At 61.6% G+C, this 24,528-nt stretch carries 27 protein-coding genes and 1 riboswitch; of the genes, 5 read left to right on the forward strand and 22 right to left on the reverse strand.

The genetic code is table 11. The features are described 5' to 3' along the window. Positions 1–2: 2 nt before the first annotated feature. The 3 genes from cobW to BW41_RS08030 all read right to left on the reverse strand — a co-directional run bounded on the left by cobW (position 3) and on the right by BW41_RS08030 (position 3,898). Positions 3–1,040, reverse strand: coding sequence for a cobalamin biosynthesis protein CobW (gene cobW / locus BW41_RS08020; RefSeq protein ID WP_037533418.1), 1,038 nt, complete (start codon positions 1,038–1,040; stop codon positions 3–5). Between the two features lie 170 nt (positions 1,041–1,210). Beyond that, positions 1,211–1,445, reverse strand: a riboswitch (cobalamin riboswitch). A gap of 334 nt (positions 1,446–1,779) precedes the next feature. Then, entirely contained in the window at positions 1,780–2,931 is a 1,152-nt protein-coding gene (locus BW41_RS08025) for an epoxide hydrolase family protein (RefSeq protein WP_037533421.1), read from the reverse strand. Positions 2,932–2,953: 22 nt separating this feature from the next. Further along, entirely contained in the window at positions 2,954–3,898 is a 945-nt protein-coding gene (locus BW41_RS08030; RefSeq protein WP_081792979.1) for an aromatic alcohol reductase, read from the reverse strand. Positions 3,899–3,975: 77 nt separating this feature from the next. On the opposite strand from BW41_RS08030, the gene BW41_RS08035 reads away from it, so the two are divergent. After that, positions 3,976–4,650: a TetR/AcrR family transcriptional regulator gene (locus BW41_RS08035; RefSeq protein WP_037533424.1), complete on the forward strand. Its 675-nt coding sequence runs from the start codon at positions 3,976–3,978 to the stop codon at positions 4,648–4,650. Positions 4,651–4,839: 189 nt separating this feature from the next. After that, positions 4,840–5,289, forward strand: coding sequence for a hypothetical protein (locus BW41_RS20910; protein WP_152542186.1), 450 nt, complete (start codon positions 4,840–4,842; stop codon positions 5,287–5,289). Between the two features lie 211 nt (positions 5,290–5,500). On the opposite strand, the gene BW41_RS20480 is transcribed toward BW41_RS20910, so the two are convergent. Further along, the gene (locus tag BW41_RS20480; RefSeq protein ID WP_327195592.1) at positions 5,501–5,857 is read right to left on the reverse strand and encodes a PIN domain-containing protein; all 357 of its coding nucleotides are present in this window, start codon (positions 5,855–5,857) and stop codon (positions 5,501–5,503) included. Positions 5,858–6,436: 579 nt separating this feature from the next. On the opposite strand from BW41_RS20480, the gene BW41_RS08045 reads away from it, so the two are divergent. Then, a complete protein-coding gene (locus BW41_RS08045) occupies positions 6,437–7,120 on the forward strand; it encodes a recombinase family protein (RefSeq protein ID WP_200870380.1) in 684 nt (227 codons plus the stop codon). Positions 7,121–7,237: 117 nt separating this feature from the next. Here the strand turns inward: BW41_RS08045 and BW41_RS08050 are convergent, their stop codons facing one another. Continuing rightward, on the reverse strand, positions 7,238–7,696 hold the full coding sequence (locus BW41_RS08050; RefSeq protein ID WP_037533429.1) for a MucR family transcriptional regulator: 459 nt from the start codon (positions 7,694–7,696) through the stop codon (positions 7,238–7,240). 80 nt (positions 7,697–7,776) lie between these two features. Further along, a complete protein-coding gene (locus tag BW41_RS20920) occupies positions 7,777–8,025 on the reverse strand; it encodes a hypothetical protein (RefSeq protein WP_152542187.1) in 249 nt (82 codons plus the stop codon). 62 nt (positions 8,026–8,087) lie between these two features. On the opposite strand from BW41_RS20920, the gene BW41_RS08060 reads away from it, so the two are divergent. Continuing rightward, the gene (locus BW41_RS08060) at positions 8,088–8,522 is read left to right on the forward strand and encodes a pyridoxamine 5'-phosphate oxidase family protein (RefSeq protein ID WP_037533435.1); all 435 of its coding nucleotides are present in this window, start codon (positions 8,088–8,090) and stop codon (positions 8,520–8,522) included. 195 nt (positions 8,523–8,717) lie between these two features. Here the strand turns inward: BW41_RS08060 and BW41_RS20925 are convergent, their stop codons facing one another. The 6 genes from BW41_RS20925 to BW41_RS08085 form a co-directional block, all read right to left on the reverse strand. After that, positions 8,718–9,191, reverse strand: a complete 474-nt coding sequence (locus BW41_RS20925; RefSeq protein ID WP_152542188.1) for a GAF domain-containing protein — start codon at positions 9,189–9,191, stop codon at positions 8,718–8,720. Between the two features lie 124 nt (positions 9,192–9,315). Beyond that, entirely contained in the window at positions 9,316–9,621 is a 306-nt protein-coding gene (locus BW41_RS08065) for a hypothetical protein (protein WP_037533439.1), read from the reverse strand. A 298-nt stretch (positions 9,622–9,919) separates the two neighbouring features. Beyond that, the gene (locus BW41_RS08070) at positions 9,920–11,089 is read right to left on the reverse strand and encodes an endonuclease/exonuclease/phosphatase family protein (protein ID WP_152542191.1); all 1,170 of its coding nucleotides are present in this window, start codon (positions 11,087–11,089) and stop codon (positions 9,920–9,922) included. Continuing rightward, complete coding sequence (locus BW41_RS08075) at positions 11,090–11,932, reverse strand: undecaprenyl-diphosphate phosphatase (RefSeq protein WP_037533442.1); 843 nt, start codon at positions 11,930–11,932, stop codon at positions 11,090–11,092. Further along, positions 11,932–12,972, reverse strand: a complete 1,041-nt coding sequence (locus BW41_RS08080; protein WP_081792981.1) for a cation diffusion facilitator family transporter — start codon at positions 12,970–12,972, stop codon at positions 11,932–11,934. Before BW41_RS08080 ends, BW41_RS08075 begins: the two co-directional genes overlap by 1 nt. A 187-nt stretch (positions 12,973–13,159) precedes the next feature. After that, on the reverse strand, positions 13,160–13,342 hold the full coding sequence (locus BW41_RS08085; RefSeq protein ID WP_037533445.1) for a CsbD family protein: 183 nt from the start codon (positions 13,340–13,342) through the stop codon (positions 13,160–13,162). A gap of 900 nt (positions 13,343–14,242) precedes the next feature. Between BW41_RS08085 and BW41_RS08095 the strand changes: the two genes are divergently transcribed. After that, positions 14,243–15,490, forward strand: coding sequence for a hypothetical protein (locus tag BW41_RS08095; RefSeq protein WP_152542193.1), 1,248 nt, complete (start codon positions 14,243–14,245; stop codon positions 15,488–15,490). A 32-nt stretch (positions 15,491–15,522) separates the two neighbouring features. Here the strand turns inward: BW41_RS08095 and BW41_RS08100 are convergent, their stop codons facing one another. From BW41_RS08100 to BW41_RS08140, 10 genes are all read right to left on the reverse strand, one after another. Beyond that, a complete protein-coding gene (locus BW41_RS08100) occupies positions 15,523–17,319 on the reverse strand; it encodes a DUF2326 domain-containing protein (RefSeq protein ID WP_037533451.1) in 1,797 nt (598 codons plus the stop codon). Beyond that, positions 17,306–17,554: an ABC-three component system middle component 8 gene (locus BW41_RS08105; protein WP_037533454.1), complete on the reverse strand. Its 249-nt coding sequence runs from the start codon at positions 17,552–17,554 to the stop codon at positions 17,306–17,308. Before BW41_RS08105 ends, BW41_RS08100 begins: the two co-directional genes overlap by 14 nt. Further along, positions 17,541–18,500, reverse strand: a complete 960-nt coding sequence (locus BW41_RS08110) for an ABC-three component system protein (protein ID WP_037533455.1) — start codon at positions 18,498–18,500, stop codon at positions 17,541–17,543. The genes BW41_RS08105 and BW41_RS08110 overlap by 14 nt, the downstream gene beginning before the upstream one ends. A gap of 438 nt (positions 18,501–18,938) precedes the next feature. Beyond that, positions 18,939–19,247 carry a hypothetical protein gene (locus BW41_RS21530; RefSeq protein WP_200870381.1) on the reverse strand — a complete coding sequence of 103 codons (309 nt, stop codon included), beginning with the start codon at positions 19,245–19,247 and terminating at the stop codon, positions 18,939–18,941. After that, a complete protein-coding gene (locus tag BW41_RS21535) occupies positions 19,248–19,730 on the reverse strand; it encodes an SDR family NAD(P)-dependent oxidoreductase (protein WP_200870382.1) in 483 nt (160 codons plus the stop codon). Between the two features lie 41 nt (positions 19,731–19,771). Further along, positions 19,772–21,088 carry a PQQ-dependent sugar dehydrogenase gene (locus BW41_RS08120; RefSeq protein ID WP_037533457.1) on the reverse strand — a complete coding sequence of 439 codons (1,317 nt, stop codon included), beginning with the start codon at positions 21,086–21,088 and terminating at the stop codon, positions 19,772–19,774. 124 nt (positions 21,089–21,212) lie between these two features. After that, positions 21,213–21,935 carry an SDR family oxidoreductase gene (locus BW41_RS08125; RefSeq protein ID WP_200870383.1) on the reverse strand — a complete coding sequence of 241 codons (723 nt, stop codon included), beginning with the start codon at positions 21,933–21,935 and terminating at the stop codon, positions 21,213–21,215. A gap of 166 nt (positions 21,936–22,101) precedes the next feature. Further along, the gene (locus BW41_RS08130) at positions 22,102–22,947 is read right to left on the reverse strand and encodes an SDR family NAD(P)-dependent oxidoreductase (protein ID WP_037533462.1); all 846 of its coding nucleotides are present in this window, start codon (positions 22,945–22,947) and stop codon (positions 22,102–22,104) included. Positions 22,948–22,961: 14 nt separating this feature from the next. Continuing rightward, positions 22,962–23,777: an SDR family NAD(P)-dependent oxidoreductase gene (locus BW41_RS08135; RefSeq protein ID WP_037533464.1), complete on the reverse strand. Its 816-nt coding sequence runs from the start codon at positions 23,775–23,777 to the stop codon at positions 22,962–22,964. Positions 23,778–23,795: 18 nt separating this feature from the next. Beyond that, positions 23,796–24,524, reverse strand: a complete 729-nt coding sequence (locus BW41_RS08140; RefSeq protein ID WP_037533467.1) for a haloacid dehalogenase type II — start codon at positions 24,522–24,524, stop codon at positions 23,796–23,798. Positions 24,525–24,528: the final 4 nt, after the last annotated feature.

Consider the following 24,528-nt stretch of genomic DNA (forward strand, 5'->3'; position numbering starts at 1 on the left):
GATCAGGCCGCCAGCGCCGCCCTGATCGTCGACGGATCGAGCCGGTCGCGTTCGGCGATCACCACGAGCTGCGTCGCGCGCACCTCGTCCCCGCGCCACGGCCGGTCGTATTGAACGCGCACCCGCGCTCCCACCGCCTGCACGAGCAGCCGCATCGGCTTGCCCGCGACCGCGGCATAGCCCTTCACGCGCAGCACGTCGCCACCGGCGGCAAGCGCCTCGATCCGACCCGCGAGGTCGTTCGGGTCAGCGATCTCGCCCCATGCAAGGACCAAGCTATCGAAGTCGTCGTGCTCATGCTCGTCCTCACCGTCATGATGCGAGGGGCGGGCGGCGAGGTCGTCCTCCGCGGCCGCGCCGAGCCCGAGCACGACGTGGGGGGCGACGATGCCGTCCACGAGTTCCACGATCGGCAGCGGGCGCGGGGTCTCGGCGGCGATGATCGCACGCGCCGCGGCGACGCCGGATGGGCCGGCGAGGTCGCATTTGGTGAGCAGCACCAGGTCGGCGCAGGCGAGCTGATCCTCGAACACCTCGGACAGCGGCGTCTCGTGATCGATGCTCGGATCGGCCGCCCGCTGCGCGTCGACTGCGGCGAGATCCGGCGCGAACCGTCCGGCCGCGACCGCCTCCGCGTCCGCCAGCGTGATCACCCCGTCGACCGTGATGCGGGACCGGATCGCCGGCCAGTCGAACGCCTTGAGCAGCGGCTTGGGCAGGGCAAGTCCGGACGTTTCGATCAGGATGTGATCGGGCCGCGGCTCCATCGCAAGGAGCGTCTCGACGGTCGGAATGAAGTCGTCCGCGACGGTGCAGCATATGCAGCCGTTGGCCAGCTCGACGATGTTCTCGGCCGGACAGTCCGGTATCGCGCAGCCCTTCAGGATGTCGCCGTCGACACCCAGCACGCCGAATTCGTTGACCACCACGGCGAGACGACGCCCCCCCGCGTGACGGATCAGATGGCTGATGAGGGTCGTCTTGCCGGCTCCGAGAAAGCCGGTGACGATGGTGACGGGAACCTTGGACAGATCGGACATGCTCTTCCCCGCGGCGCGACAGCAACGAACGGGCGGGGCCGATTGCGGACGGCGCGCGACGACGGACGAGCGCCGTGAAGCCGCCCAGCCACGCACCGATGCGGCCCCGGCCGCACAGATTCGTCGCTCAGACGGAGAACCGTGCCGCGACCATCCCCTGGGCCAAGGCAAGAGCGACCTTATCGCCGGCAGGTCTCCTGGCTCGCGGGTCGTAGCTCCGGCATCGCCTTCCCAGATCGCCGGTCAGAAGGACCGACGCGTTCCAGTGGCCGCCCCCCGCATGGGGAGCATGACGCTTTCGCTCACCGCTTACAGTTGCAGGGACAGCCGCGGATTGGGAGGATCACCTCCGCACCGCATTCCCATTTAAACCCCTCGCGGGGCACCGGCGCGATCAACGAGGACCCTCTTTCGATGGCCCTCGACGGGCATGATACCCTCGATCGCGCCCCTTGCCAATTCGCTTATGCCGCGACCTTGCTTCCAGGTCGGGCTGGTCGACGCGATCGCAGCGCGTATCGTTGGCATTCCGGTGCTCGGAGCGACGCTGGTATTCGTCCTGATCGTCCAGAGGACGGCATTACGTCATATCGCAGCAGCACGGCGCTGGCTCGGGGTACATCATGCCGCTGTCCGCTGTACGAACGTCCGAACTCGGGTGGGCACGAAGGCACCCTCACCGTCTGGTTCTGGGTCCTGGCGGCCGCACACTGTCAAACGGCTTCCAACCCGTCGGGTGCTATATGGCTCGGAACGTCGCGCGGACGTGCTCCACGAACGTTTCGGCGTTCTCCATCGCCGCAAAATGCCCACCGCTCGCGGCCTCTCCGAAATAGCGAAGATCGGCAAAGCGCGCCTCGGTCCAACGGCGGGACAGCCGCACCTGCTCACCGGGGAACATGCTGACCCCGGCCGGCAGCGGCACGGGCGCGCCCGGCATCCCTTTCGCCATCTCCTGCGCGGCTTCCCAATAGAAGCGAACCGAACTTGGCCCTGCGTTCGGCAGCCAATACAGCATGATGTCGTCAATCAGATGGTCGAGCGGAATGACCCGTTCGGGCTGCCCATCGCTGTCGGATACGTCCTGGAACAGCGCGTAGATCCAGCTCGCCAGTCCGATCGGCGAGTCGGCGAGCGCGAAGGCAAGCGACTGCGGCCGTGTGCACTGCAGCTTCATGTACCCCGAATAGTCGCGGTCGTAGCGCGCCGCATCGTCCAGCATCCGCTGCTCGGCCGGCGTCGCATTCGCCCGTTCCTCGTGTGTCGGCTGGGCCATCACCATGTTGAGGTGGATACCGGCGAGGCCCGGCATACGCATATGCGCCAGCGCCGTGGTGACTGCAGCACCCCAGTCTCCGCCTTGCGCCATCCAGCGATCACCATAGCCGAGCCGCTGCATCAGCACGCCCCAAGCCGAAGCGGTGCGGCCGACGCCCCAACCCGGCTCGGTCGGCTTATCGGAAAAGCCGAAGCCGGGCAGCGCAGGGATAATGAGGTGGAAGGCGTCCGACGCGTCGGCGCCATGCGCGCGCGGGTCGCTGAGCGGGCCGATCACGTCGCGGAATTCGAGCACCGATCCCGGCCAGCCGTGGGTCAGGAGCAGCGGTGTCGCGTCCGGTTCGGGAGAGCGGACATGGAGGAAGTGGATGCCGAGCCCGTCGATCACCGTGCGGCTGCTGCCCCAGCCGTTGAGCAGCGTCTCCGTGGCACGCCAGTCGTAACCGTCCTGCCATCGCTGGGCGAGCGCGCGGATGCGGTCCGATTGCGGACCCTGCGACCCGTCCTGCACTGTGCCGGCATCGGGCCAGCGGGTGCGGGCGAGACGATCGGCCAGATCGTCGAGGTCGGCTTGGCGGATGTGGATGGGAAACGGCTGGACGGCATCGCTCATGATAGGACTCCGGAAGGGGCGATCAGCGTGTCGGGGCGAGGACGGCTTCGACGCGCGTCCAGTCGGTCTTGCCGTAGCGATCCTTGTCGAGCGGCGAGAGCTTGCCGCGGCCGCTCGACATGTCGCGAACATATTGCATGCCTTGCCAGGCCGGGAACGGCGCATCGCTGGTCGGCGACAGCGTGCGCGCGACGCGGATCAGCATCGAGAGACGCCCGAGCCCACCTGCACGGAACGGCTTCCACCTTCGGCCCTCGAGACGCGTCATCAGGATCGCGAGGTCGCGCGGAGACACGACGTCGCCGGCGATCCGCAGGAGGCGGGGCGCATCGGCATCGAGCGCCACGTCGGCGGTATAATCAGCGACATCGTCTTTTGTTGTGAAGTCGAGCGGCTGGTCCGCGTCGCCCCAGTACAGGATGCGGGCGAAACGCGGCAGCACGATCGGCGCCTCACCGGTCAGCAGGTCGGCGAAGGCGCCGTTGAGGATCGAGGTCGCGCGGATCGGCGCTGCATCGACACGCGCCATGAAGCGGCGTCGCAGGTCCATGTTGCGATTGTCGCCGGGGCGGGTCTTCGTGAAATCGAGCGAGAAGTCGGACGGGATGAAGCGCGGTACACCCGCCGCAACCGCCGCGTCGAGAAGACGGCCCTGAAGACCGAGAATGACCGGCTCCAGCCCGTTCAGGACCGAGACGACGCATTCCGCCCCCGCCAGCGCATCCGAGAGCGCAGCCTGATCGGCAAAATCGACAGGGACCGGCGTTCCGCCCCGCCCACGTACGGCATCCTGCGCCGCGGCCGGCGTTCCGCTGCGGACCAGGGCCCGCACGTCCACGCCACGCCGTATCAGGGCAGATAGCACGCGCCCACCGAGATCGCCGGTCGCACCGGCAAGCGCGATCGTCCGTGGCGCGACCCCGCCGTCACCGTGGCCGTTCACGTCCTCGAGCGTCATCCCCGCCATCGCCAAACCCCTTGCCAATAAACTGAACTATACCGTTCAGTTTCATTCAACCGGCGCATGGCTTATATGGTTGCGTGATGCAAACGCTTACCGACCCAAAGCCCGATTTAGCGAAACGGCGACGCGGCGGTCGACCGTCCGCCGACCAGGCCGGCGACGTCGATCGCCGGATTCTTGACGCCGCGACGGACCTGTTCCTGCGGATCGGATATGACGCGACGAGCTGCGATCAAGTCGTGACGCAGGCGGGCGCGGGGAAGGCGAGTCTCTACGCCCGCTATGCCAATAAGGAGGAGCTGTTCACGGCCGTGGTGCGGCGAATGGTGGATCACACGCTGGTGCCGTCAGGCGTGGTGCCGTGGCATCTGTGCGTCCAAGACCGGCTGCGCGCGGTGGGACATAGCCTGCTGGAGCATACGTTGACGCCCGAGGCGGTCGCGCTGATGCGTGTCGTTGTCACCACCGCCCACCGGATGCCCGATCTCGCCCGGCTGGTGGACCGGATCGGCCGCAATGGCGGCGTCACCTGCGTCGCCCAGGCGATTGCCGGCGCCGACGCCGCGCCCGACCGGATCGCGCAAGCATCGGATGTCGCGGGCCGGTTCATCGACATGGTGTTCGTCCCCCACCAGATGCGCGCGCTGATCGGCGACGATCGCGCGCAGCTCAATGCGACCGCCGCACGTCGTATCGACGATGCGATCGATCTGCTCACGCGCGCGGGATGTTTGGATCCAGCCGACGCGGCTTAGGTCGCCCCATTTGTCGTTCCTTATTCACCATCCTTGTAAGACGGCTGCCGGGCCATCGGGCAGGGCGGGGCTTGCCGCGCCGCCTTGCGCGGACATGGAGGAAGCTCGATAAGCGCGCATGAAACACACGAAATCTGCACGTGACGAGCGCATTCCTGCCCGCGTTTGAGACACACGTGGTAGGGCACCATGAAGACCCAGAGCGTAATCTTGTTGGCCGGTTTGGTGATGACCGGTTGTACCGGGCCAACATGGCCGCGCGACCAGATTCCTGCCGGAATGGAAATCGAGCGCACGCTTTTTGCGGGTGGCGGCTTTGGACTGCGGGAGAGCTGTGATGCCTTGGTTGTCCAGCTTTCCAGGGCGTCGACCGTTCGCCTGGTCAGAGTTAAGAGGACAACGTCCGGTACCGATCTGATGCCGCCAGACGGCTGGATGACGACGCCCCTCCCGGCCGCCAGCAGCAGAGCCCCTTATGAAGCGGCCTTCGGCGGATGTAAGAATGGCGCGAGTCCGTTAGGAGACTTGCCAGGAACGCTGAAGCGCCCTGGCGCCTTCTACAAGATACTGAACCACGGCGAAGCGATATTGATAATATCGCCCCGAACAAAGCTGGCAGGCTACTTCAATTTTGGGTAGTTTGGCTTGCCTGCTGCGCAAGCAGCGCAATACGACCTATGTATGCGCAAGAACACATTTGCTGGAGAAGTATTGGCTCCCAACAGACCAGTAATGCCGTGCTCGAGACCCTCAGCGGCCTCACGCCCTAGGAATACATGGCCAAGATCTGGACGTCAGAGCCAAACCGGTTCATCGTCGGTCCGATGCACCAGATGCCGGGGCTGAGCACCTAGCGGATGTGCTCGACCTTCAAATTCCTGATCTTCCCATTTTGCCACTCCCGATCGGCCGTAAGGGCGGGGACGCCAAGCTGAACGGCAAGCGCAAGACACGGTCGATCGCCCAGCCCGCGGCCATATTGGCGTGTCTGGGCATGCAGAGCGGCAGCGGCATAGGTTGCTTCGACATCATGGGCACGAACGTCCAGTCGGAGTTCACCGAGGAATTCGCGCGTAGTCGCCTCATCAAGGCCGCTGAGCAGAAGCTCCTTGACGACATCCTGAAGGTTGACTGCTGAGATCGCTGCTCGACCTATATGCGGTGTGACCTTATCGGCACCGCTTTCCTCGCGCACCAATGCCAGCACAGCGGATGCGTCGAGGACAGCCGATAGTACGCGTCTCGAGCCTTGGAGCCAGATGACACCCCGTCGAGGCCGGCTGCTGCTTCTCCTTTCCGTGCGTCAGGGAAGTCCTCTGTCGTACGGGCATGCTTGGCATGTTCGCGGTACAACGCCTGCGCGCGCGATACGCCATGCCTGATTGGTGACAGACGAACTTGATCATCTTCTACGGTCGGAATGATCTTGGGGTCACCCTGCAACCCATGGCCTTTCGCACAGATGCTGGCAGTACCATACGTCGGTTACTGGCTACGCTGCTATCTATCGTCTGCAAGGCCATCGATCCACGCCCTTCGGAAAAGATGTCAGCGCATAGCGACATGCTAGCTGTACTGACACAAGAGTTGTACCGGATGATGAAACATTGCGCCAACGGCCGCGGCCGGGAAGAGGGAGGCTTAACGTATTTCGCCTGAACAGGCCTATACAAGGCTATCTGGCATCGGCTTGATAAGCCTAGTCACATAGCTTCGCCTGGGCGTCATAGCGGCCACCAGTGATGACAATGGCGAACTGAGGTATACCGATACGAGCCGAGGAACGATGCTGGGACAGCCGAACACGATCATTCAGGCGGCGCGGGTGTATCTACGGGTGAGCACCGACGAGCAGGATCTCGCGCGGCAGGAGTCGATCGTTGCCGGCGCTAGGGCGGCAGGCTTCTATGTCGCGGCGGTCTACCGGGAGAAGGCATCGGGTGCCCGGTCGGATCGGCCCGAGCTGCTGCGCATGGTTGAAGACCTGCAGCCAGGCGAAGTCGTCATAGCGGAGAAGATCGACCGGATCAGCCGATTGCCGTTGCCCGAGGCAGAGCTGCTGGTGGCAACGATCCGGGGGAAGGGGGCGCGACTTGCCGTGCCCGGCATCGTCGACCTATCCGATCTCGTCGCCGACAGTGCCGGAGTTGCGAGGATCGTGCTCGAGGCGGTGCAGGACATGCTGTTGCGTGTCGCACTGCAGACCGCGCGGGATGATTACGAGGCCAGGCGCGAGCGGCAGCGCGAAGGTATCGAAATCGCAAAGCGGGCAGGGCGCTATACCGGCCGCAAGCCCGACCTTGCCCATCACCGGCGTATCATCAGCCTGCGCGATGCCGGCATGAGCATCGCGCGAACAGCCGAGCTAGCCGGATGCAGCATCGCTCAGGTGAAACGGGTTACCGCTTTGCACCGAGCGAAAGCTGCGACGCGATTGATCAGCGAGACGGCGGCCGACGAGGAGCCGTAAGGCACCAACTCGCCCAAGGCGCCATACGCAAGGAGGACAAAGACAACTTGGGCATTAGTCAGGAGTTTGATCTCACTTACCTAGATGGGCAGACGCTTTGTGTCTGCCCTTACGCCATCATACTTCCGCTTCGCCTTCTTCAGCGGCGTTAGAGGCAGGGGCTGCCTGCTTGCTCTTGCGACCAAGTCCGATCGTCTTGGCCATGGCACTGCGGTTCTCGCTATAGGAGGGCGCAACCATCGGATAGTCGGGCTTGAGGCCATAGCGCTGGCGGTACTCGTCGGGCGTTAAGCCGTTGGAGTTGAGGTGGCGGCGCAGCGTCCGATAAGGCTTGCCGTCGATCAGCGAGATGATGTGGTCCCGCGAAGCGAGTGATTTACGCACCGAAACGGCCGGCGTGAAATCCGTAGAGCCGGCTTCCTCTTCAACCGCCGGCGTCTCAAGCTTGGCGAGGGCAGCGTGCATCGACTGCAGGAAGGCCGGAACGTCATCTGCTGAGGTGCGGGTATTGGAGTTGCGCAGCCAGGCAATGGTGAGTTCCGTGGCAAGCTCAACGGCATTAGCAGACTGGGACATTCTCACTCACTCTTCTCGGACTCCCGCGTCAGGAGCCTTTGTGTGGATACTCGCCTTAATAGCGCTCGGGTCAGGAGAAATTAAAGGCTGATACCCCGTCTGGTCATCTCGGCTGCAGCCAGCCTTGCGAGCGATGTGGTGGGTTTTTCGCGAAAGATGTCCGCAAGGTCGAGCAGGTCTTCATTGCCGAGCGTGGCGATTGCCTCTTCAATCTCGGCAAGGCTCTGCACCGCGGTTGCGCTGTTGGCCGCAAGCCGTTTCGATCGAGTTTTTAGCATCGGGGCATCATAACAGGATCTGAGCCGTTCGACATGGGCTTGTGCGATCAACCCGTCATTACATTCGTTACGAGCATTCGGGATACTCGCACCCGCGCGAAAGGAGCAACGTGATGTCGAAGCTTAGCTTACACGATCTATCAAAAATAATGGCCAAGTTGGATTACACGATGATGGCCACTCGCTCGTCAGATGGCACGATGACGGCGCGTCCGATGAGCAACAATGGTGATGTTGAATACGAAGGCGACAGCTACTTCTTTGCCTATCAAAACTCGCGCAAGATCGCAGATCTGCGCGCCGACCCGCACGTCACTCTCAGCTATACCGGTGCCGCTGGAATGCTCGGTGGTCCTCCGTTGTTTGTCACCGTTGAAGGCGTTGCGGCGCTGATTGAGGACAAGGCCGCGTTTGCCGATCACTGGACGAAGGATCTTGATCGCTACTTTCCCGAAGGCATTGACACCCCCGGTGTTGTGATGATTCGTATCGATGCTACGACAATCCGCTACTGGGATGGCGGCGACGAAGGCGTAATTTCTATCTAAGCGTGCAGCCGCCAGAGGTATGATACAGGACTTCCGCGGCATTGCCGCAGAAGTCTTGGACTTAGAGCGTCTTGTATGTCCCGCCTCTTGAGGCAGTAGACGCCAATCAAAGGTTTTAGAAATGCACGTCTACGACAGATCCCGTTCACTCGCGCTGCACCGTCTTGTTTAGTCGCCCGGCACGGCATTTTACTGTCACCATTCTCTAATCAGGTTGGCGATTTCGCGGCCGCGTTCGATCAAGTCGGCAGGATCGAAATTATCGCGTGCCTTGATATCAGCGATACACAATGCGCCTAAGGCATTTCCTCTGTGATCAATAATCGGCGCACCAGCATAGAAGCGAATAAATGGGTCGCCTTGGACTGGTGCGAGGTTGTTAAAGCGATCGTCTGCCAAGGCGTTCAGAGCCACGGTTGCTCGCGCCGGGTCTTGTATGGCTATGTTGCAAAACGAATCGTCCCTGCGCGTTTCCTTCACATCTATGCCAACGGCCGAAAAGACGATCTGCTTTCCACCGAATAGGATGGATAGAGCTGCAATGGGCGCTTCGTACCTAGCCGCAACAAAGCTGACTATGCTCGCAATTTCAGAGCCGTGACCAACGCTAAGGAGTCCGCTTTGCAGCACGGCTGCCTCACGTTTCCAGGCTAATTCGCGATCGCTCATGTCATCACCCTCAGACGTACATAGTAAGCGTCTGCCTATTTCTAGCCGTTGATGCAGGTTAAGTACGAACCGTACAAAGTTTGACAGGAGGCAACGAGTTATGCCCGCTAGGTTCTGCTACGGATCAGAACTGCTGCCTGGACGCGAGCGAGCGCATCGTACGGTGTAGTTCCTGTTCAGTCATCTCTTGATCGAACAGCAGCCCTCCTGAAAAATCCTCTCTCCATACAGTACTACCATGCTTGACGGTCCCATCCGGCAACTCGATTGTAACGGATTGACCCGCTTTCAGCTGGATCAAGCCATCGGTTCCTAGCCCGGTGCGAGACATATCGACGGCAACGAGGTCCGTCCGATTGCCTCGTTCGTCGGTGACCCGGATGTCGGCCGCAATGACGTGACGATCGGACTTGCGCGAATTGAAGGGCATGAGGCTGTTTCTCCAAGCAACTTGTGCCTCGGGGGTTCGCCTTTATGAGCGGTTACAGAACCGATGTGGGTGTAAAAGCGGCCAATGACCTGCAATGAGGTGTCAACGGGGAAGCGCCGTCGCTTGATTGGGACTGCGGGGCTTCTACCGCTTCAATCGAAGCTCGGGATCTCTCGCTGCGGCGTCCACCGCTCTGTTATGGATAATAAGCATTCAACGATCGAGCTATCCGCATTTAAATGCCGAACTCCCAGTCGCTCTTTACTAGGGCAACACGTCCTTGAATCGCAAGCCTCGTCTATTGCTGCCATCGTTGTAGATGCAAGGCACATGACTCCACTATCTTATTACTCTCGACCGTTCCCCGCGTCGATTGCCAGGCAAGCCGATAGGCCACCTTCAATCCGTCGTGGTCAGACAGGCGATCACCCGATGCCGGCGCGTCGAACATGGCCTCGACCTTGGTAGGTCGCACGGTAACGGCAGCACCGCTGCTGAAGAGCTGCAGATCCTCTGTGTCCAACCAGGGTTCGTCGCCGTCCCAAGAGGCCGCAACCTCACAGGCGGCATTTGGCGCGGCGCAGTAACGGTGCACCATCGTGAACCCGCTGAGGCTCGCTTCGAAGTGGGCCAGTCGATCCGAAGCGCCGCGCATGTTGAAATCTCCGCCAAAGATCCCGGGCGCCCTAGGCGCCGATTTTGCGGCAACGAAGCGCGCCAACTCGTTCACCTGAAGCGCATGTGCCGCACCATGCCTCTCGGGCGGCACCCTTGAAGCCTTTTGAGAATTTAGATGTGTGTTAAAGATATCGATCGGTTGAGAAACGCCCGGTACGGCAATCCGCACATGCTGAATGCCCTTATTGCTGAGGCAATCGAAACCGGCACATCGGTTTTTGCCGAACGGTTCTGACTCGCTGGCTATGATCGGATAGCGGCTGAGCACAGCCAGACCCGACCCAACAAGATGGAAGCCAGTCTCACCTTTCCTCCAAAGCTTTGGACCACGCATCCGATCTGTCGCAGTCAGGCGGCTCCGCTGTGTCCGTGTCGGACCCCAAGCTCGGTACGGGTAACCAGCCTGCGTCATAGCTTTGACCGCGGCCGCGCTGAACATTTCCTGCACGAGGATGACGTCCGGGGCTTTCCCGCGGGCATTCAGGTCAGCAAGGGTGGCGCCGATCTGCTTCAGCGAAGAAGCTCGCCCGCGACGAGCAGGCCACCCCAATCCTTCGATATTGAAGGTGAGAACCTCCAGAGTGGTGCTCGCCTCGGCGCCGTCGGCGGAGTGCACGACGTTCGACTCTGCCGGGATCGGGGCGGCACCAGAAGCGAGCTTTGCCGCTGGCAGCTTGGTGCATCCGGTCACCAGCAGCAGAAGCGCGCAGGCAATGTGCTGCGCCGTGGCTCGTCTCGTGGCGGAGGGAGTAAGCTTCGCGGTGAGCGGGGATATCGACGGCCTCTTCATTTACCTTGCCGGAATGACATTCATGGCGAGCAGAGCGAAGACCGCGAGGCCTGCAACGAGGCGGTAAACGACAAACGGCATGTAGCTTCGCGTTGCGATGATGCGCAGGAAGGCGACGATCACGCCATAGCCCGAGACAAAGGCGATCACCGTCGCAAGCAGAGTTGGCCCTGGCCCGAATGCACCGAACTGACCCCAGCTATCCGCAAGCTCGAAAACACCCGATGCCAGCACCGCCGGGATCGCAAGCAGGAACGAATATCGCGCCGCTGCCTCGCGGGTGAAGCCGAGCATAAGGCCCGCACTGATCGTACCACCCGACCTTGATACGCCAGGCACAAGCGCCATAGCCTGTGCAAAGCCGAGGATCAGGCCGTTACGCCAGCTGAGCTGCTCAAGCGTCAGTCGCTTCGTGCCGAGACGGTCCGCCAAGCCCAAAAGCAAGCCGAAAACGATCAGCATCGTTGCGGTGAGATGCAGATCCCGCAGACTGCCCTCGATCGCGTGCTTGAATGACAAGCCCAGGACCGCGATAGGCAACGTGCCTAGAATGACAAGCCAGCCCATGCGTGCATCTGGCGATAGGGCGGCGGGGCGGCGGATCAGAGATCCCAGCCATGCCGTAGCGATACGCCAGATGTCGGCGCGGAAGTAGATCAGAACGGCTGCCTCCGTGCCGATCTGCGTCACGGCGGTGAAAGCAGCGCCTGGATCGACCCCCGATGGCAAAAGGGCACCTGCGATCCGTAGGTGGGCGCTCGATGAGACAGGAAGAAACTCCGTGAGACCCTGAAGCAACCCAAGGAAGGCCGCTTCAATCCACGTCAGCCAAGTGGCATCCATTAATTGATCCTAGTGCTCTGCGTAATTGGCCGCGAGGTATGGTCAGTATCCTCGAAATCTTCTTCGTAATCGTCGCGTTCAAGTGCGTCCGGCTCCTCGCCTATGTCCTCAAGCGCTTCGCGGTGACGATGGGTGGACTGCGCCTCGATGTATACGCGGCGCACTTCCGGGAATTCCTCGCGGATGCCATCTTCAACATCCGATACTATGCGTTCAACGGTGCCAGCCAGCGTATCGTCTACAAAGTCGGCCGAGACGAGTACCAGCACCTCCGACGGACCAAAGTGCATGGTCCGCACCTCGTTGACCTGCTCGATCGGCCTTACGCGCCCGAGGATCTCGCGCAGCCGATCCTCAATGGCCGGATCGGCGGCCTGCCCAGTCATGAGCACATAGCAGCGCCGAGCGAGGCTCAGGGCCGTGAAGGCCAGGATTACGCCGATTGCAATCGAGGTCCAGCCATCGAGCGCCGGCATGTCGAGCAGCACCGCGAGGCCAATACCAATCAGGGCGGCAAACAGGCCGGCGAGGGCAGCTGTTTCCTCGTAGACCACAGCGAAGACCGTAGGATCACGATGCTGACGGATCGTCTCCATCATACCAAGAGCGCGGCGCTTCGCCTCACTGCGCACCTGGCGTAAGGCCACTGCCAAGGAGGAGCCTTCCAGCAGGATGGCTATTAAGAGGATGACGACGTTGACCCATGCGCTTTCGATGGGCTCGGGGTGGGCGACCTTCTCGGCGCCCTCGTAGATCGCGACACCCGCCCCCAAGGCAAAGACCGCCATCGCAACAACGAAACCCCAGAAGTACAGGCGGAGACCATAGCCGAACGGGTGAGATGCGTCGGCGGGTCGGCTCGCGTCCTTCATACCGAAGAGCAGCAAGACCTGATTGCCCGTGTCCACGAGGCTATGAATGCCCTCCGAAGCCATCGCGGACGAGCCGGTGTAGGCAGCCCCGCAGAACTTGGCGATGGCGATCCCGGCGTTGGCGGCTAGAGCGGCAAAGAGCGTGTGCCTGGAGGCGTGAGCGGACATACCGACCCTATCGTCCCAGAGGTGCGGTTAGCCAACAACTTTGACATATTTCTTCGGATTCCCTGCAACTGTGTTGGCAGCGGAAGACGGCTCTGTGCGGCGCCCATTCGTATGAAGCGTCAGACGAGAATAAGAAGAAGGGCTGCCCCGCTGGCGCGGGACAGCCCTGCCTCGAAGATTCAATCAGTTAGACCTTGTCGCCAAGGGTGCCCTTGACGCTGCCCTTCACATCCTGGCCGGTGCCCTTGAGCTGCTGTGCCTTGCCCTCGGCTTCCAGCTGCTCGTTATCGGTGGCATCGCCGTAAAGCTCTTTAGCCTTGCCTGCGATCTTGTTGCCTCCCGCGTCCAGCTTGTCAGTAAATTCGCCCATGATCTTTCTCCATTTTTGCGTCTAAAAAGCTGTCGAACAGAAAAATAAACGGGGCAATCAGATTGCAGTTCCATGCAAAAAAGAATGTTGCTGACATGCGTATTTTGGAGGGAACAGTAAGGTTCGTGTAATGTAGCCGCGGTATTTGTTCGAAACTTTGTGTGCGGACGTCAATCGCCGTGTGCGGAACTCCTTCCGCGAGCGTCACAGCAGCCTGAGCCGCGAGGGACGCCGAGACAGACTAAAGTGCTCCGTACCCTAGTCATGATAGGCCTGACGGTCGCGGTGCTGGCCATCGCCGGCTTGGCTCTGCGTGAGATCCTCGCGGGCATCGGCTGAGACGAGGTTTGGACGGCACTGCACGCGATGCCCCCGTTGGCGCTTGCATCCGCGCTGGCCCTGAGCGCCGCGAGCTATGTCTTGCTGACCGGATATGACGTGTTGTCGCTGCACCTGATCGGCCGGCGCGTGCCATAGCCCCACTCTCATTTTCAACGTAGCGCACGGCGTTCTGTAAGCCTCGCTCCGCAGCGAATGCATCGAGAGCTTCACGTGCGCGAGATGCGTCCTGTTCAGAGGTGGAAGCGCGCAGGTAGGCCCGGATGAACATGCTGCGGTCTTTGATACGTGGTGCTTGTTTGCCCAGTCCTTTTTACGTCACCTGGCGGCCTATAAAGCACCAGCCGCGTGTCGGTCCTTCTAAGGTATACCCAAAACGTACCAGTGCAAAGCCGATCAGTGGCGCCGTTTGCGCTAGGTAGGAGATAGGGGAAGGGGAGCGGCGCCCGCACCTCAAAGGCGGGCGTTTCACTTCGGCCTAGGTTTGGACGCCGCATTCACAATCGCCTAGCCGAACTGCGGCCACCCATTCATCTGCCCAAGGGCAATGCCATCGAGCTAGTGACCTTGCAGGCCGCATCATTTATCGAACGAAGAATGATCGTTCGAGAATATGCTTCATGCGATGAGTGCGGAACGGTCCACGTGCTGCGCATCGGAATGGGTGGTGAGCCAATCCAGGCGCACCACTTCCAATGCCGGAATTGCGGTCAAGAAATGGGTATCACGCTCGAAGACAATGTTGGCATGACGTTTGGTCCAAATGCCACTCGGGCAGCGCGTGATGATAGTGCTCCGGTCATCAATCTTCATCCGAGCTTCGTGTTCACAAAGGAGGACATCGGCCGAGCTGATGCCTTTCCCAGCATCGAGCTTAGTAGCAAGCTTGTGGACGCCATGCTCGAGGCACGCACGAGGATAGGATTGCCCGGGGAGCTTCCATCTCTTGATGAATCGCCGCGGCGCGCTCGTGTCACCGAGGAATGGCCACAGTTGCGTGCGGCTTGGTCACTTACCCGCAACGGAAAGGCCGATCTGGCGCAAAAGCGGATCGACTCCTTCCTCAGTACCGCCGGCTATGAGGACACACCGACATCTATCCAAGACTGGATCTTTCAATTTATTGGTGACCTGACGCGTCCTTATTTTGAACAGCTCTGGGAAGGAATATTCGAGCAGCTAGGCGTGGCGGTTTATAAGGCCGACTTTGAGCGCTTTGTCGCCTTTTACGATACCGAACTTAGCGCGACACATAGCCGCCGCTACTTCGAAATATGTAAGGCCTATCTCGGAGCATTCACTGAATTCTCACAGGTCCATCAGCTCGTAGCCTCCGACATTGCCGTTGACGACGGCCACGTCGCCGCGTCGTCAAACTTCGACCTGACGCGGATGTTTTACGGCAACGCGTTTGAAGCCTTTGGCGACAACGTAGAGATCCTGACCGCGATCAATAATATGATCGAGGACCGCCCGTTTGACCAACTGGCGTCGATTACATTCGAAAAGTACCGTGCGACCGACAAAGCGGGCCGCACGCGCGCCTTCGCCAGCAATCCGGCGCTTTCGGCAGTCGCAGCCGAGTTTGACAATCAGCTGCGCAATGCGTCGCACCACGGTGGCATGACATTCGACCGAGCATCGGGGCTGATTACCTATCGCGCCGGCAAGGGAGGGCAGGGCGACGGCGAGAACATCAGCTACGCGGCCTATCTGGCGCGCAGTTCCCGGCTGTTCATCCAGCTGATGCTGGTCTTCAGGCTGGAAATACTGATCGCGAACAAGTTTGGCGCACGGCTACCAATTTGAGCTCACGTCAATAGGTGAACGGCGATCGCCGGTTACCAGGACGCCATTTTGAACAGCCGGCCGTTTTCGCCTTCGTCATGGAGAAGCAGCACAATTTCCTCCGTCTCAAAGAATGGCTGGTCGGCCAGACGCTTCGGAAGATCGGAATCGATCAGCGTGGCGATCGATTGGATCCCCATCTCGGTGTAGCGCCGCAGTACGGAGATCAGCAGCTCTTTCTTGCGGTCGTCGAGGGATTCGAGCACGCCGTCATGATAGGCGAAGCGTGGGAAGGCTTCGCCCAAGTGGGCTCGGATTAGTGCCAGATCGAACGCGACGCAGAGCAGCTTTCGGTAGCTGTGGCCGCGATCGGCGCTTGTAGCATTTCCAGCCTCGTCGAGTAGTTCGGCCTTGAACTCGAGATGCCCTAACCGGTTCACGGAGACGTTGAGCAAGGCCTTGCTGTCGATGACCTCCTCGACGATCTCGTTGAAGTAGAGTCGGATCGCCGAGAATAGGCTTTCAGGACTCGCGCTTTTTGTCTCGACATCGGCCTCGATCGCGCTCTGCAGGTGGATCTTATCCTCCTGCAGCGAGCGGATATCGGTGCGCAGCTGCTGCAGGCGATGGACGAAATCCCGCTGACGCTGGAGCGACTGGATGTCCGCCCGCAAGGTAACCAGCTCGCTTGTGAAGCGGCGGTATTTGGCGAAGGTGTCCGTCTCGCTCAAGAAGGCAAGCATCTCGGCCCGGCGTTTGCCCGCAGTGTTGAGTTCGGCGTTCACGGCCTTCAGCTCGGCGTCGATGTCGGCGCGCTCCTCGACCAGATAACCTTGGCGCTCCTCAGTGATCGCCTTATTAAAATCGATCAACTGCTGGAAGTCGCGCTTGATCTGCCCGCCGAAGAGCACGCCTGCCTCCTCAAACAGCTCGGCGGCCTCGTCGGGGTTGAAGAGAATCTGGTCGTCCTGCAGCGAAGCCACGATCTTCTTGCGGTTGGCCATCAGCGAATAGCGGCGCGCGTTCAGCACGGCGATACGCTCGTCCACCTTGTCGACGAGCATCTTGGTTTCCGACTTGTCTTCGCTACGAAAATCGAAGCCATCGAGCAGCGCCTGTTTTTTCTCGACCTCCTGCGTCTTCAACAGAAGAATTCCGTCGATCTTGCCCGCATCCTCGATATCGCCGCCCCCGAGCTCCTGCCGGATGGTGACGGACTTCGCTTCCAGGTCTGTGAGTGCTGCCTCTTTGGCGTAGTGCTCGCCGATTAGCGCCGCATCGAACCCGAGGATGTGGGCCAGGAACGGCTTCCAGTCCGCATGCGAGTTCGCGAAACGTCGCAGTTGGAAGACGTCCCCGAAATCCTCCTGCGATCGAAGGAAATAGCCGAGGCCTTTGCGGAAGCGCCATGGCTTGAGCGCCCGCCAGTCCAGATAGCTGTCGAGGAGCTCCCTTGCCCGCTCGAATGGCACACTCACATGGTCCCACTCGCGCTCAGCAAGATCGGAGAAATCCTGGTGGCGAGCGGCGTGTTTCTTGAAGGCGATGCGGCTTTGGTCGGCGACACCGCGACGCACGGTCACATAGGTGCCGTCGTGCAATTCGATCTCGAGGAAAAAAACGAAATCCGCGAACCGGTCCTCATGCCGGTACAGGAAGAATCTGGGGTCCCTGCCAGCGAGGAAGCCGAAATCGAGCAGCCGACCGAGCGTCGTCTTGCCCAAATTGTGCGTATCGCGGTCTTGGTTCTCCGGCAGGCGGATTTCGGCGAGCACCACGTTGAGCTCGGGCGTAAACTCGACCGCGGCGAAGCGATCCGGTTGATTGGTGTAGAGCTTAGACGGCTTCATTCAGGCCAACATATTCGAACGAGTCTGTTTTCGGATGGTAGATGACCAGCCCAAGCAGGAACAGGAAGTTGAGCGAGGGCAGGAACAGCACGTCGCCCCCCGAGACGGCCTTGCGGGCATAGGCGAGCAGCGAGCTATAGTCCGCTAGCCGCTTGTCCTTCAGCCGCTTGAGCAAAAGCATGGCGACGTTGACGACCGTCCGATCGGGATGGGCATGTTTGCTAGGCCTCAACATCGTCTGCTCCCAGCCCAATGTCGCAATTCCAGTACATGTAGAATACGACCGCGCGTGTCAGCCGCTTATGCTGGCGGAGCACCGGGTCGCGGTCGAACAACAGATCGACGAGATAGTTCATTACCGCGTCGAAGTTCTGATGGTCTTTTCGCTTCGCGACGATCTTGAGCTCGAATTCCTCGACTGCGATCTCGTACCGTTTGAGGATGTGCAGGTTTTCCGGCGCGGCAAGGAAAGCGCGGATCTGGGCGGTGTCCTTCAGATAAAGCCGGCGCTGCAGCTTTGCATATTCCGGTGTCATCTGGTTGAGAACGTTCTTTACCTCATAGGGCGTTCGCGCCTCGGGTGGCGCGTCAACCGCCTCGGTGACGAGCGCGCTATGGGCTGCGAATGCCTCGACGACCTCGGCCAGTTCGTCGGGCGAGACTATGAGCGGAGAGTCGACTGGATCGAGTTTAGCGAGCTTGGCGACTTCCGGGAACTGCTTAAGCCAGGATTCGAGCTGCTCTATGCCACAGAGATAGATCGAGCCTTCGGGCAGGCCAGTAGCCTTTGCGAGATAGGTGGAGATCGTCTGCTCGGCATTGCCGGCGAGCCGCCGGTTCGAGAACAGCATGTAATGGTCGAGCTGCTTGGCATCACGCAGCTTTTTGACGCGCAGCACCTCCTCGCCGATCACCGTCTTCTCGGATTTTAAGCTATAGAATTCCGTTTCGGAGAAGCTCTTGTTGTAGCCGTTGGTATGCTTTGCCTGGACAATTACCGTGCCTATCCAGGGAGCCGCGGTGCTTGGCATTAGCTGCGCAGTGCCGACGAACTTCGCGTCACGGCCCCCATCCGGGCCTTTCGCAAAACCCATGACGCTCATGCCGAGCAGGTGACGACATAAAAAAACGATCAACGCCTCGAATTGATCGTCGCCGAGATCCTCATAACGGTACATCATACCGACGCGTAAAGCCGGGTCGCGTTTTCAAGCTCGACCGCCGCGAAAAATTGATGGCCAGCCCTATCCATAGATCGTCCTTCTATCTGAACCTCACGCCACGCCAAGCGTGGAAATCAGTCATCTGTAGCGCTGCTCGACCTACAACCGCCTCAACGGCGGGGGCGGCTACGCTGCGCGCGACGTGAGGCCCTGAGGGGAAGGGCGGTGCGACGACTGGGCGGGCAGTAACCAACATGGCCTTCCCGAAACCCCGTCTCTCAAGAATGGATTTGGAGAAACCCCATTTGCGAACAGGTTATGGAAGCCGGTTAGACGAGAGACGCGAAGTTCGCTAGGAAAGCACGCCTGTCTCATTGGACCTTCCCAATTGCAAACGCCTACCAGCGTCGGAGAAGAGCCTTTCAAAGGTTAGTCGACCACAGACGGTCTAGCCAGTTACTCTGACTGCGGCGGCCTCATGTTGACGACATGCCGCGCGGCCTTCACCGGCTCAGGCGTGGTCCGATTATCGATAGCGACCTGCTTGGTATGCTCGTCACCGCCGACGACGTGGTCCTCATCGGCCATCAATGCCTCGAAGCCTTGAAGGGCGACAACACGCTTGTCGTTCTTCTTGCTCAAGCCAATCACGCTACCGCCCAGACCGGCGTTTTCGTGAAACTGACTGTCGGTCGCGCCGGGCAGGAGCGCAGTGACGGTAACGCCGGTGCCGCGCAATTCCTCACGCAGAGACTCCGCGAACATTTAGCCGAACGCCTTGGACGGCCCGTAGGTCGTCTCGAACGGCGTCGGTTGAGTCGCCGACACCGATGACGTGATGAGGATGCGACCGGAGCCGTTGGGGACCATGTGCTGTACGACACGCTTGGCGAGATGCACTGTCCCGGTGATGTTGATAGCGATCAGGCGAAACTCGTCCTCCAGCGGGTTGTCGAGGAACGCGCCTCCGATGCCAATGCCGACGTTCAGCGCAGCCGCTTCCACCGGGCGGTTCAGGCTCTGCACGAAGGTCCAGAAGCCCTCCACGCCGTCATAAGTCGCCGCATCCGCTTGATGAGGATAGGCTTCGACGCCGAGTTCGCGGAGCGAACGTGCGGCGTCGTCGACCTTGCTGCTCGATCCGGTGATGGCGACGTCGTATACATGCTCCGCAAATTGGCGGGCCAGTTCGAGGCCGATCCCCGACGATCCGCCGGTCACGATCGCCAGTGGGCGTTGGTTCGTCATAACATGATCCTCACGTTTATCGGCGAAGCCGCGACTGATTGTCAGTTGGTTGTGCTCGCTCTGGGTGCGAGCCGGATCAACCGGCCCTCAGCCTCGTCGGTGATGACCCAGAGGGCACCGTCCGGCCCCGTCTTCACGTCGCGGATACGCTGGTGCTGGTCCTGCAGCAGCCGCTCCTCGCCGACAATCTTGTCGCCTTGGATGACGAGACGAGCGAGATGCTGGCCAGCGAGCGCTGCAACGAACAGGTTGTTCTTCCACTCAGGGATCAGGCTACCGCTATAGAAGTCCATGCCGCCCGGGCCGATGGCCGGGTCCCAATAGTAGCGGGGTTGCTCGGTCCCCTCGAGCTGCGATCGTCCGCCATAGATCGGCGTGCCGTCGTAGTTGGTGCCGTAGGCAACGAGCGGCCAACCATAGTTGGCGCCGCGACGGATCAGGTTGATCTCGTCGCCACCTTGAGGACCATGCTCACCATCCCACAGGTCGCCAGTCTCGGGATGAAAGGCGAGACCCTGAGGGTTGCGCTGGCCGTAGCTCCAGATCTCCGGGCGAGTGCTATTCTCGGCGTTCTGGTTGGTCGCGTAGGGGTTGCCGGGAGCAGGCTTGCCGTCAGTGTCGACGCGGAGGATCTTGCCAAGCCAGCTATAGAGCGACTGGGCTTCGTCCCGGTAGGGCGAGTAGAACCGCTCGGCGAGCGACACGTACAGAAAGCCCTCGCGATCGAAGGCCAGACGAGAGCCAAAATGCTTCTTGCCGTTTATGCCCGGCGCGACGCGCAGGATCTTAGTGACGTCTTTCAGCGTGTAATCGGGGCCACTCTGTGCCTCCTCGAACGTGAGGCGCGCCCTGGCTACAACGATGCCGCTCTCGCCCTCGCCACGCGGTTCCACGTAGGTGAAATAGACGCGCTGATTGATCGCGAACTTCGGGTCCGTGACGATATCCAGCAGTCCCGCATCGCTGCCGTAGACAACGCGTGGCACCCCTAGAACACCGCTGACGATGGAGCCGGAGGCGAGATCCACGATGCGCATCGTGCCGGGCTTCTCGGTAATGATCGCGCGGTCATCGCCGATAAAGGCCAGGCCCCAGGGATAGGCGAGGTTGCGCGTCACCACCTTCACCTCGATCGGCGTGCGGGTGGCGGTCGCCGGTGCTCTCGTCTGCCCTGCGAAGGCGGACCGCTGGCCGGGCGCGATCGGCTCGTTGCGCGGAAGCGGCTGGCCGATGCGCACTGCGGTGTCGGGCGCGCGCTTCCCCTTCACCGTCTCACCGTTCGAGCCGATGATCTGCGCGCCGGCGGATGTTGAGGCGAAGGCCAGGGCGGCGATCGGGATGATTGTCGAGACCTTCACGACGGTTTCCTTTGGTGGGAAAGCTAGGGTCAGCGGTGAGCGCTGATGCGGCCGCTTGAGCGAGCATGGATGGTAGACCGTATCTCCACGGACGCCGGACTATGGCGGCCGTGCGGACTGTGGTTCACCAAGGTTGAGCGACCGGCGCGACGATGATTTCATTAATCGCGACGCCGGAAGGCTGGTTGAGCGCGAAGGCCACCGCTTCGGCGACGGCTTCGGGCTTGATCGCCTGTTTGCTAAGGTCGAGCGCCACGCCCTTGGCCTGACCGTCGCGCAGCTTATCCGGCCAGCCCGTATCGATCACGCCGGGGCTAACCATGCCGACCTGGATGCCGTGTGATACACCGACTTCCTTGCGTAGGCTTTCGGTCATGCCCTGGATGAAGAACTTGGTGGCGGCATAGACGCCGCCTGCCTCGCCGGCGCGGTGCCCGGCAACCGAGTCCATATTGATGATCCGTCCGGCCTTGCGCTCCATCATGCCCGGCAGCACTGCGGCGATGCCGTGAAGATAGCCGCGCAGGTTGACGTCGATCATCTTGTTCCAATCGGCGATTGCGCGCTCCTGCCAGTAGGAGAACAGCATAAGGCCGGCGTTGTTGACGAGGATGTCGACCGGGCCGAACGCCTCTTCGGCGGTCGCCACCAGTGCCTCGAGATCCTCGTAACGGGTAACATCCGTCACCTTGTGAATGGCCTGCCCACCGCTCGCCTCGATCTCTGCGACAAGCTGCTCGAGCCCGGTCGCGTCGACGTCGCCGAGGACGAGCCGCGCACCGGCAGCGGCAAGGCGCTTGGCGGAGGCCGCGCCGATGCCCGATGCCGCACCGGTGACGATCGCCACCGTCCGATCAAGATAGTTCATGATGATTTTCCTTCGTGATGCGTCTGTGATGCCCGGCAAAGGCGGAAGGCCCGGCCGAGAGGGGGAAGGGCGCTGACCGCACGACTTCGATCGCCCGGGCGGGTCCGCCCGGATCGGTGTCGCTTCAACGGTATGTCGCGGATGGTCAGCCTGAGGCGGCGAACGCCTCAAACTGCGCTTTCCAGTCCGGGTGCCAGCGCGAGAGGGCGGGCCGGTTCTCGGTCATGTCGCCCGTCGCCCATCGAATGCGGCGGATGTCCAGTTCGGGTGTGACGTCGTTGTCGGGCGCGATGATGTAGAAGTCGCCGCGACGGAACCGCTTGTCGAAGAAATCGAGGAGTTGATCTGCGGTCCAGGCGGCGTCAGGCTTGGCGGCGCCATCCTCCTTTTGCGCGGCGTTCATCGGCGTCCAGGTGTAGCCCGGCACCAACAAATGCGCCGTGAGCTTGTCGCCAACCGCTTCGCGTAGTTCGTGAGCGAGCTGCTCGGTCAGTACTTTCACGCCCGCCTTGGCAACCGAATAGGCAGCGTTGCCGGGCGGGGTGGTTATACCCTCCTTCGAGCCGAGATTAACGATTGCCGATCGCCCCTTCTGCGTCAGCATCCGCGGTACGAAGATCGTCTGCGCGGCGACGATCGAGAAGAAGTTCACTTCAAGCTGATGGCGCCAGGCCGGTAGATCCTCCCACGGCCCGGCACCGTGATGGATGCCGGCGTTGTTGAACAGCAGTGCCACTTCGCCGAACGATTCGTATGCGGTGTCACACAGCTTCTGAAGTGCGTCGTGGTCAGTGACGTCGCCAACAACGGTACGCACGTCCTCGCCGCGATCGAGATCACGGACGAGCGCGGCGAGTGCGTCACCGTCGCGGTCGAACAGGCACAGGCGCATACCCCGCGCTAAGAAGTGTCGGGCAGCAGCGGCGCCGATGCCGACCGCGGCGCCAGTGACGACCGCGACGCGGCCGGAGGAGAGGATGTCGTCGCTCATGATGGTGCGTTCCTTCAGTCCTTCAGCCCGGAGCCCGGCTCGGCGCCGCCCGCGTGGAGGGCGGCCTTGACGGTATCGGGAAGGAGATTGTTGACGACGCGCCCGATGAACTTGCTGCCGGGCTTGCCCGACACGACGCGGTCCTTGCCCGCCTTCATCGCCTCATAGCCTTCGCTGGCGACCTTGGTCGGCGCGGCTTTCTCGGCCAAGCCCAGCTCGGTCGTGTCCATGCCGGCGCGATGCCAGAACGGCGTGTCGACCTCGCCCGGCAGTAGTAGGGTGAAGCTGACGCCCTTATCCTTGTTCTCCTCCTTCACGGACTCGACGAAGGAGATGAGGAACGCCTTTGTGCCGCCATAGACCGCCTCGTAAGGGGTCGGCATCGTGCCTGAGATCGAGGCGGTATAAAGGAGCCGGCCTGCGCCACGCTCGATCATCGCCGGCAGGAGCCGCTTGGTGAGGTGGACCTGCGAGACGCAGTTGAGCTGGATCATCTTGATCTCGGCGGCAAGGTCGGTGCCGTTGACAAAGTAACCGCCGACATCGACGCCGGCGTTGAGCGCCGCTGCGGCGAGCGGCCGGCCGGTGTCGGCGACAGCGGCAGCAAGCTTCTCGACACCGTCATAGTCAGTCAGATCGGCCTCGACGACGATCGCCTCTACACCGGTGCTGCGCACCGCGTCGGCGGTGCGTCCGAGGTCGCCGTTGGTGCCGGTCGCGGTAATGACGACGTCGTGGCCGTCGGCGGCAAAAAGGCGGGCGAGCTCATAGCCGATGCCGCTGGAGGCGCCGGTGACGAGGGCGAGCGGCCGTTGCGTATCAGTGGTCATGGTGTCGTCCTTTCGAAATCAGTTGCAGCCGAGCGCGTCAGCGGCTTCGATCATGCTGTCTGCGACGACATCCCAATCCTGGGCGGCGTCGAGATCGGTGGTTTGGCCGGAGCCATGCTCGTGGGGGCGGCGGACGAAGACCGTGCGCAGCCCTGCGGCGCGGGCAGCGGCAAGATCCTCGTTATGCGCGGCGACCATCGCGACCTGATCGGGACGCAGGCCCACCGCATCCGCCGAGCGGAGATAGGTCTGCGGTATCGGCTTGTAGCTCTTCGCCACCTCGGCACCGGTGATGACGTCCCACGGCAGTCCGCCGAAGCGAGCGAGGTTCAGCATTCCAGCGATATGGCCGTTGGACAGCGGACCGATCGCGAAGCGGCGCTTGAGGCGGGTCAGACCCTCGACCGAGTCCGGCCAGGGATCGAGCCGCTCCCACGCCCTGTTGAGGTCGACCAGCTCGGCATCGGCTATGCGGCCAAAGTCGACATCGTGGCGCGCGAGCACCGTCTCCAGGTTCTCGCGGTTGAGCACCTCGAGCTTGACCCACGGCCGCTCGCCCGAGCGGACTTTCTGCATGGCTGGCTGGTAGAGCGCGCGCCATTCGTCCGCGAAGGCGAGCGGGTCGATGTCTAGACGGTGCGTCTTGAGGAACGGCTCGGCAGCACGGGCGACACCCGACCGCCAGTCGACGACAGTGCCGAACACGTCGAAGCCGCAGAAGCCGACGAAGTCGAAATGAGGGGGCATAATA

This window comes from Sphingomonas sp. RIT328 (assembly GCF_000632225.1).
GTDB classification, from domain to species: Bacteria; Pseudomonadota; Alphaproteobacteria; order Sphingomonadales; family Sphingomonadaceae; genus Sphingomonas; species Sphingomonas kyungheensis.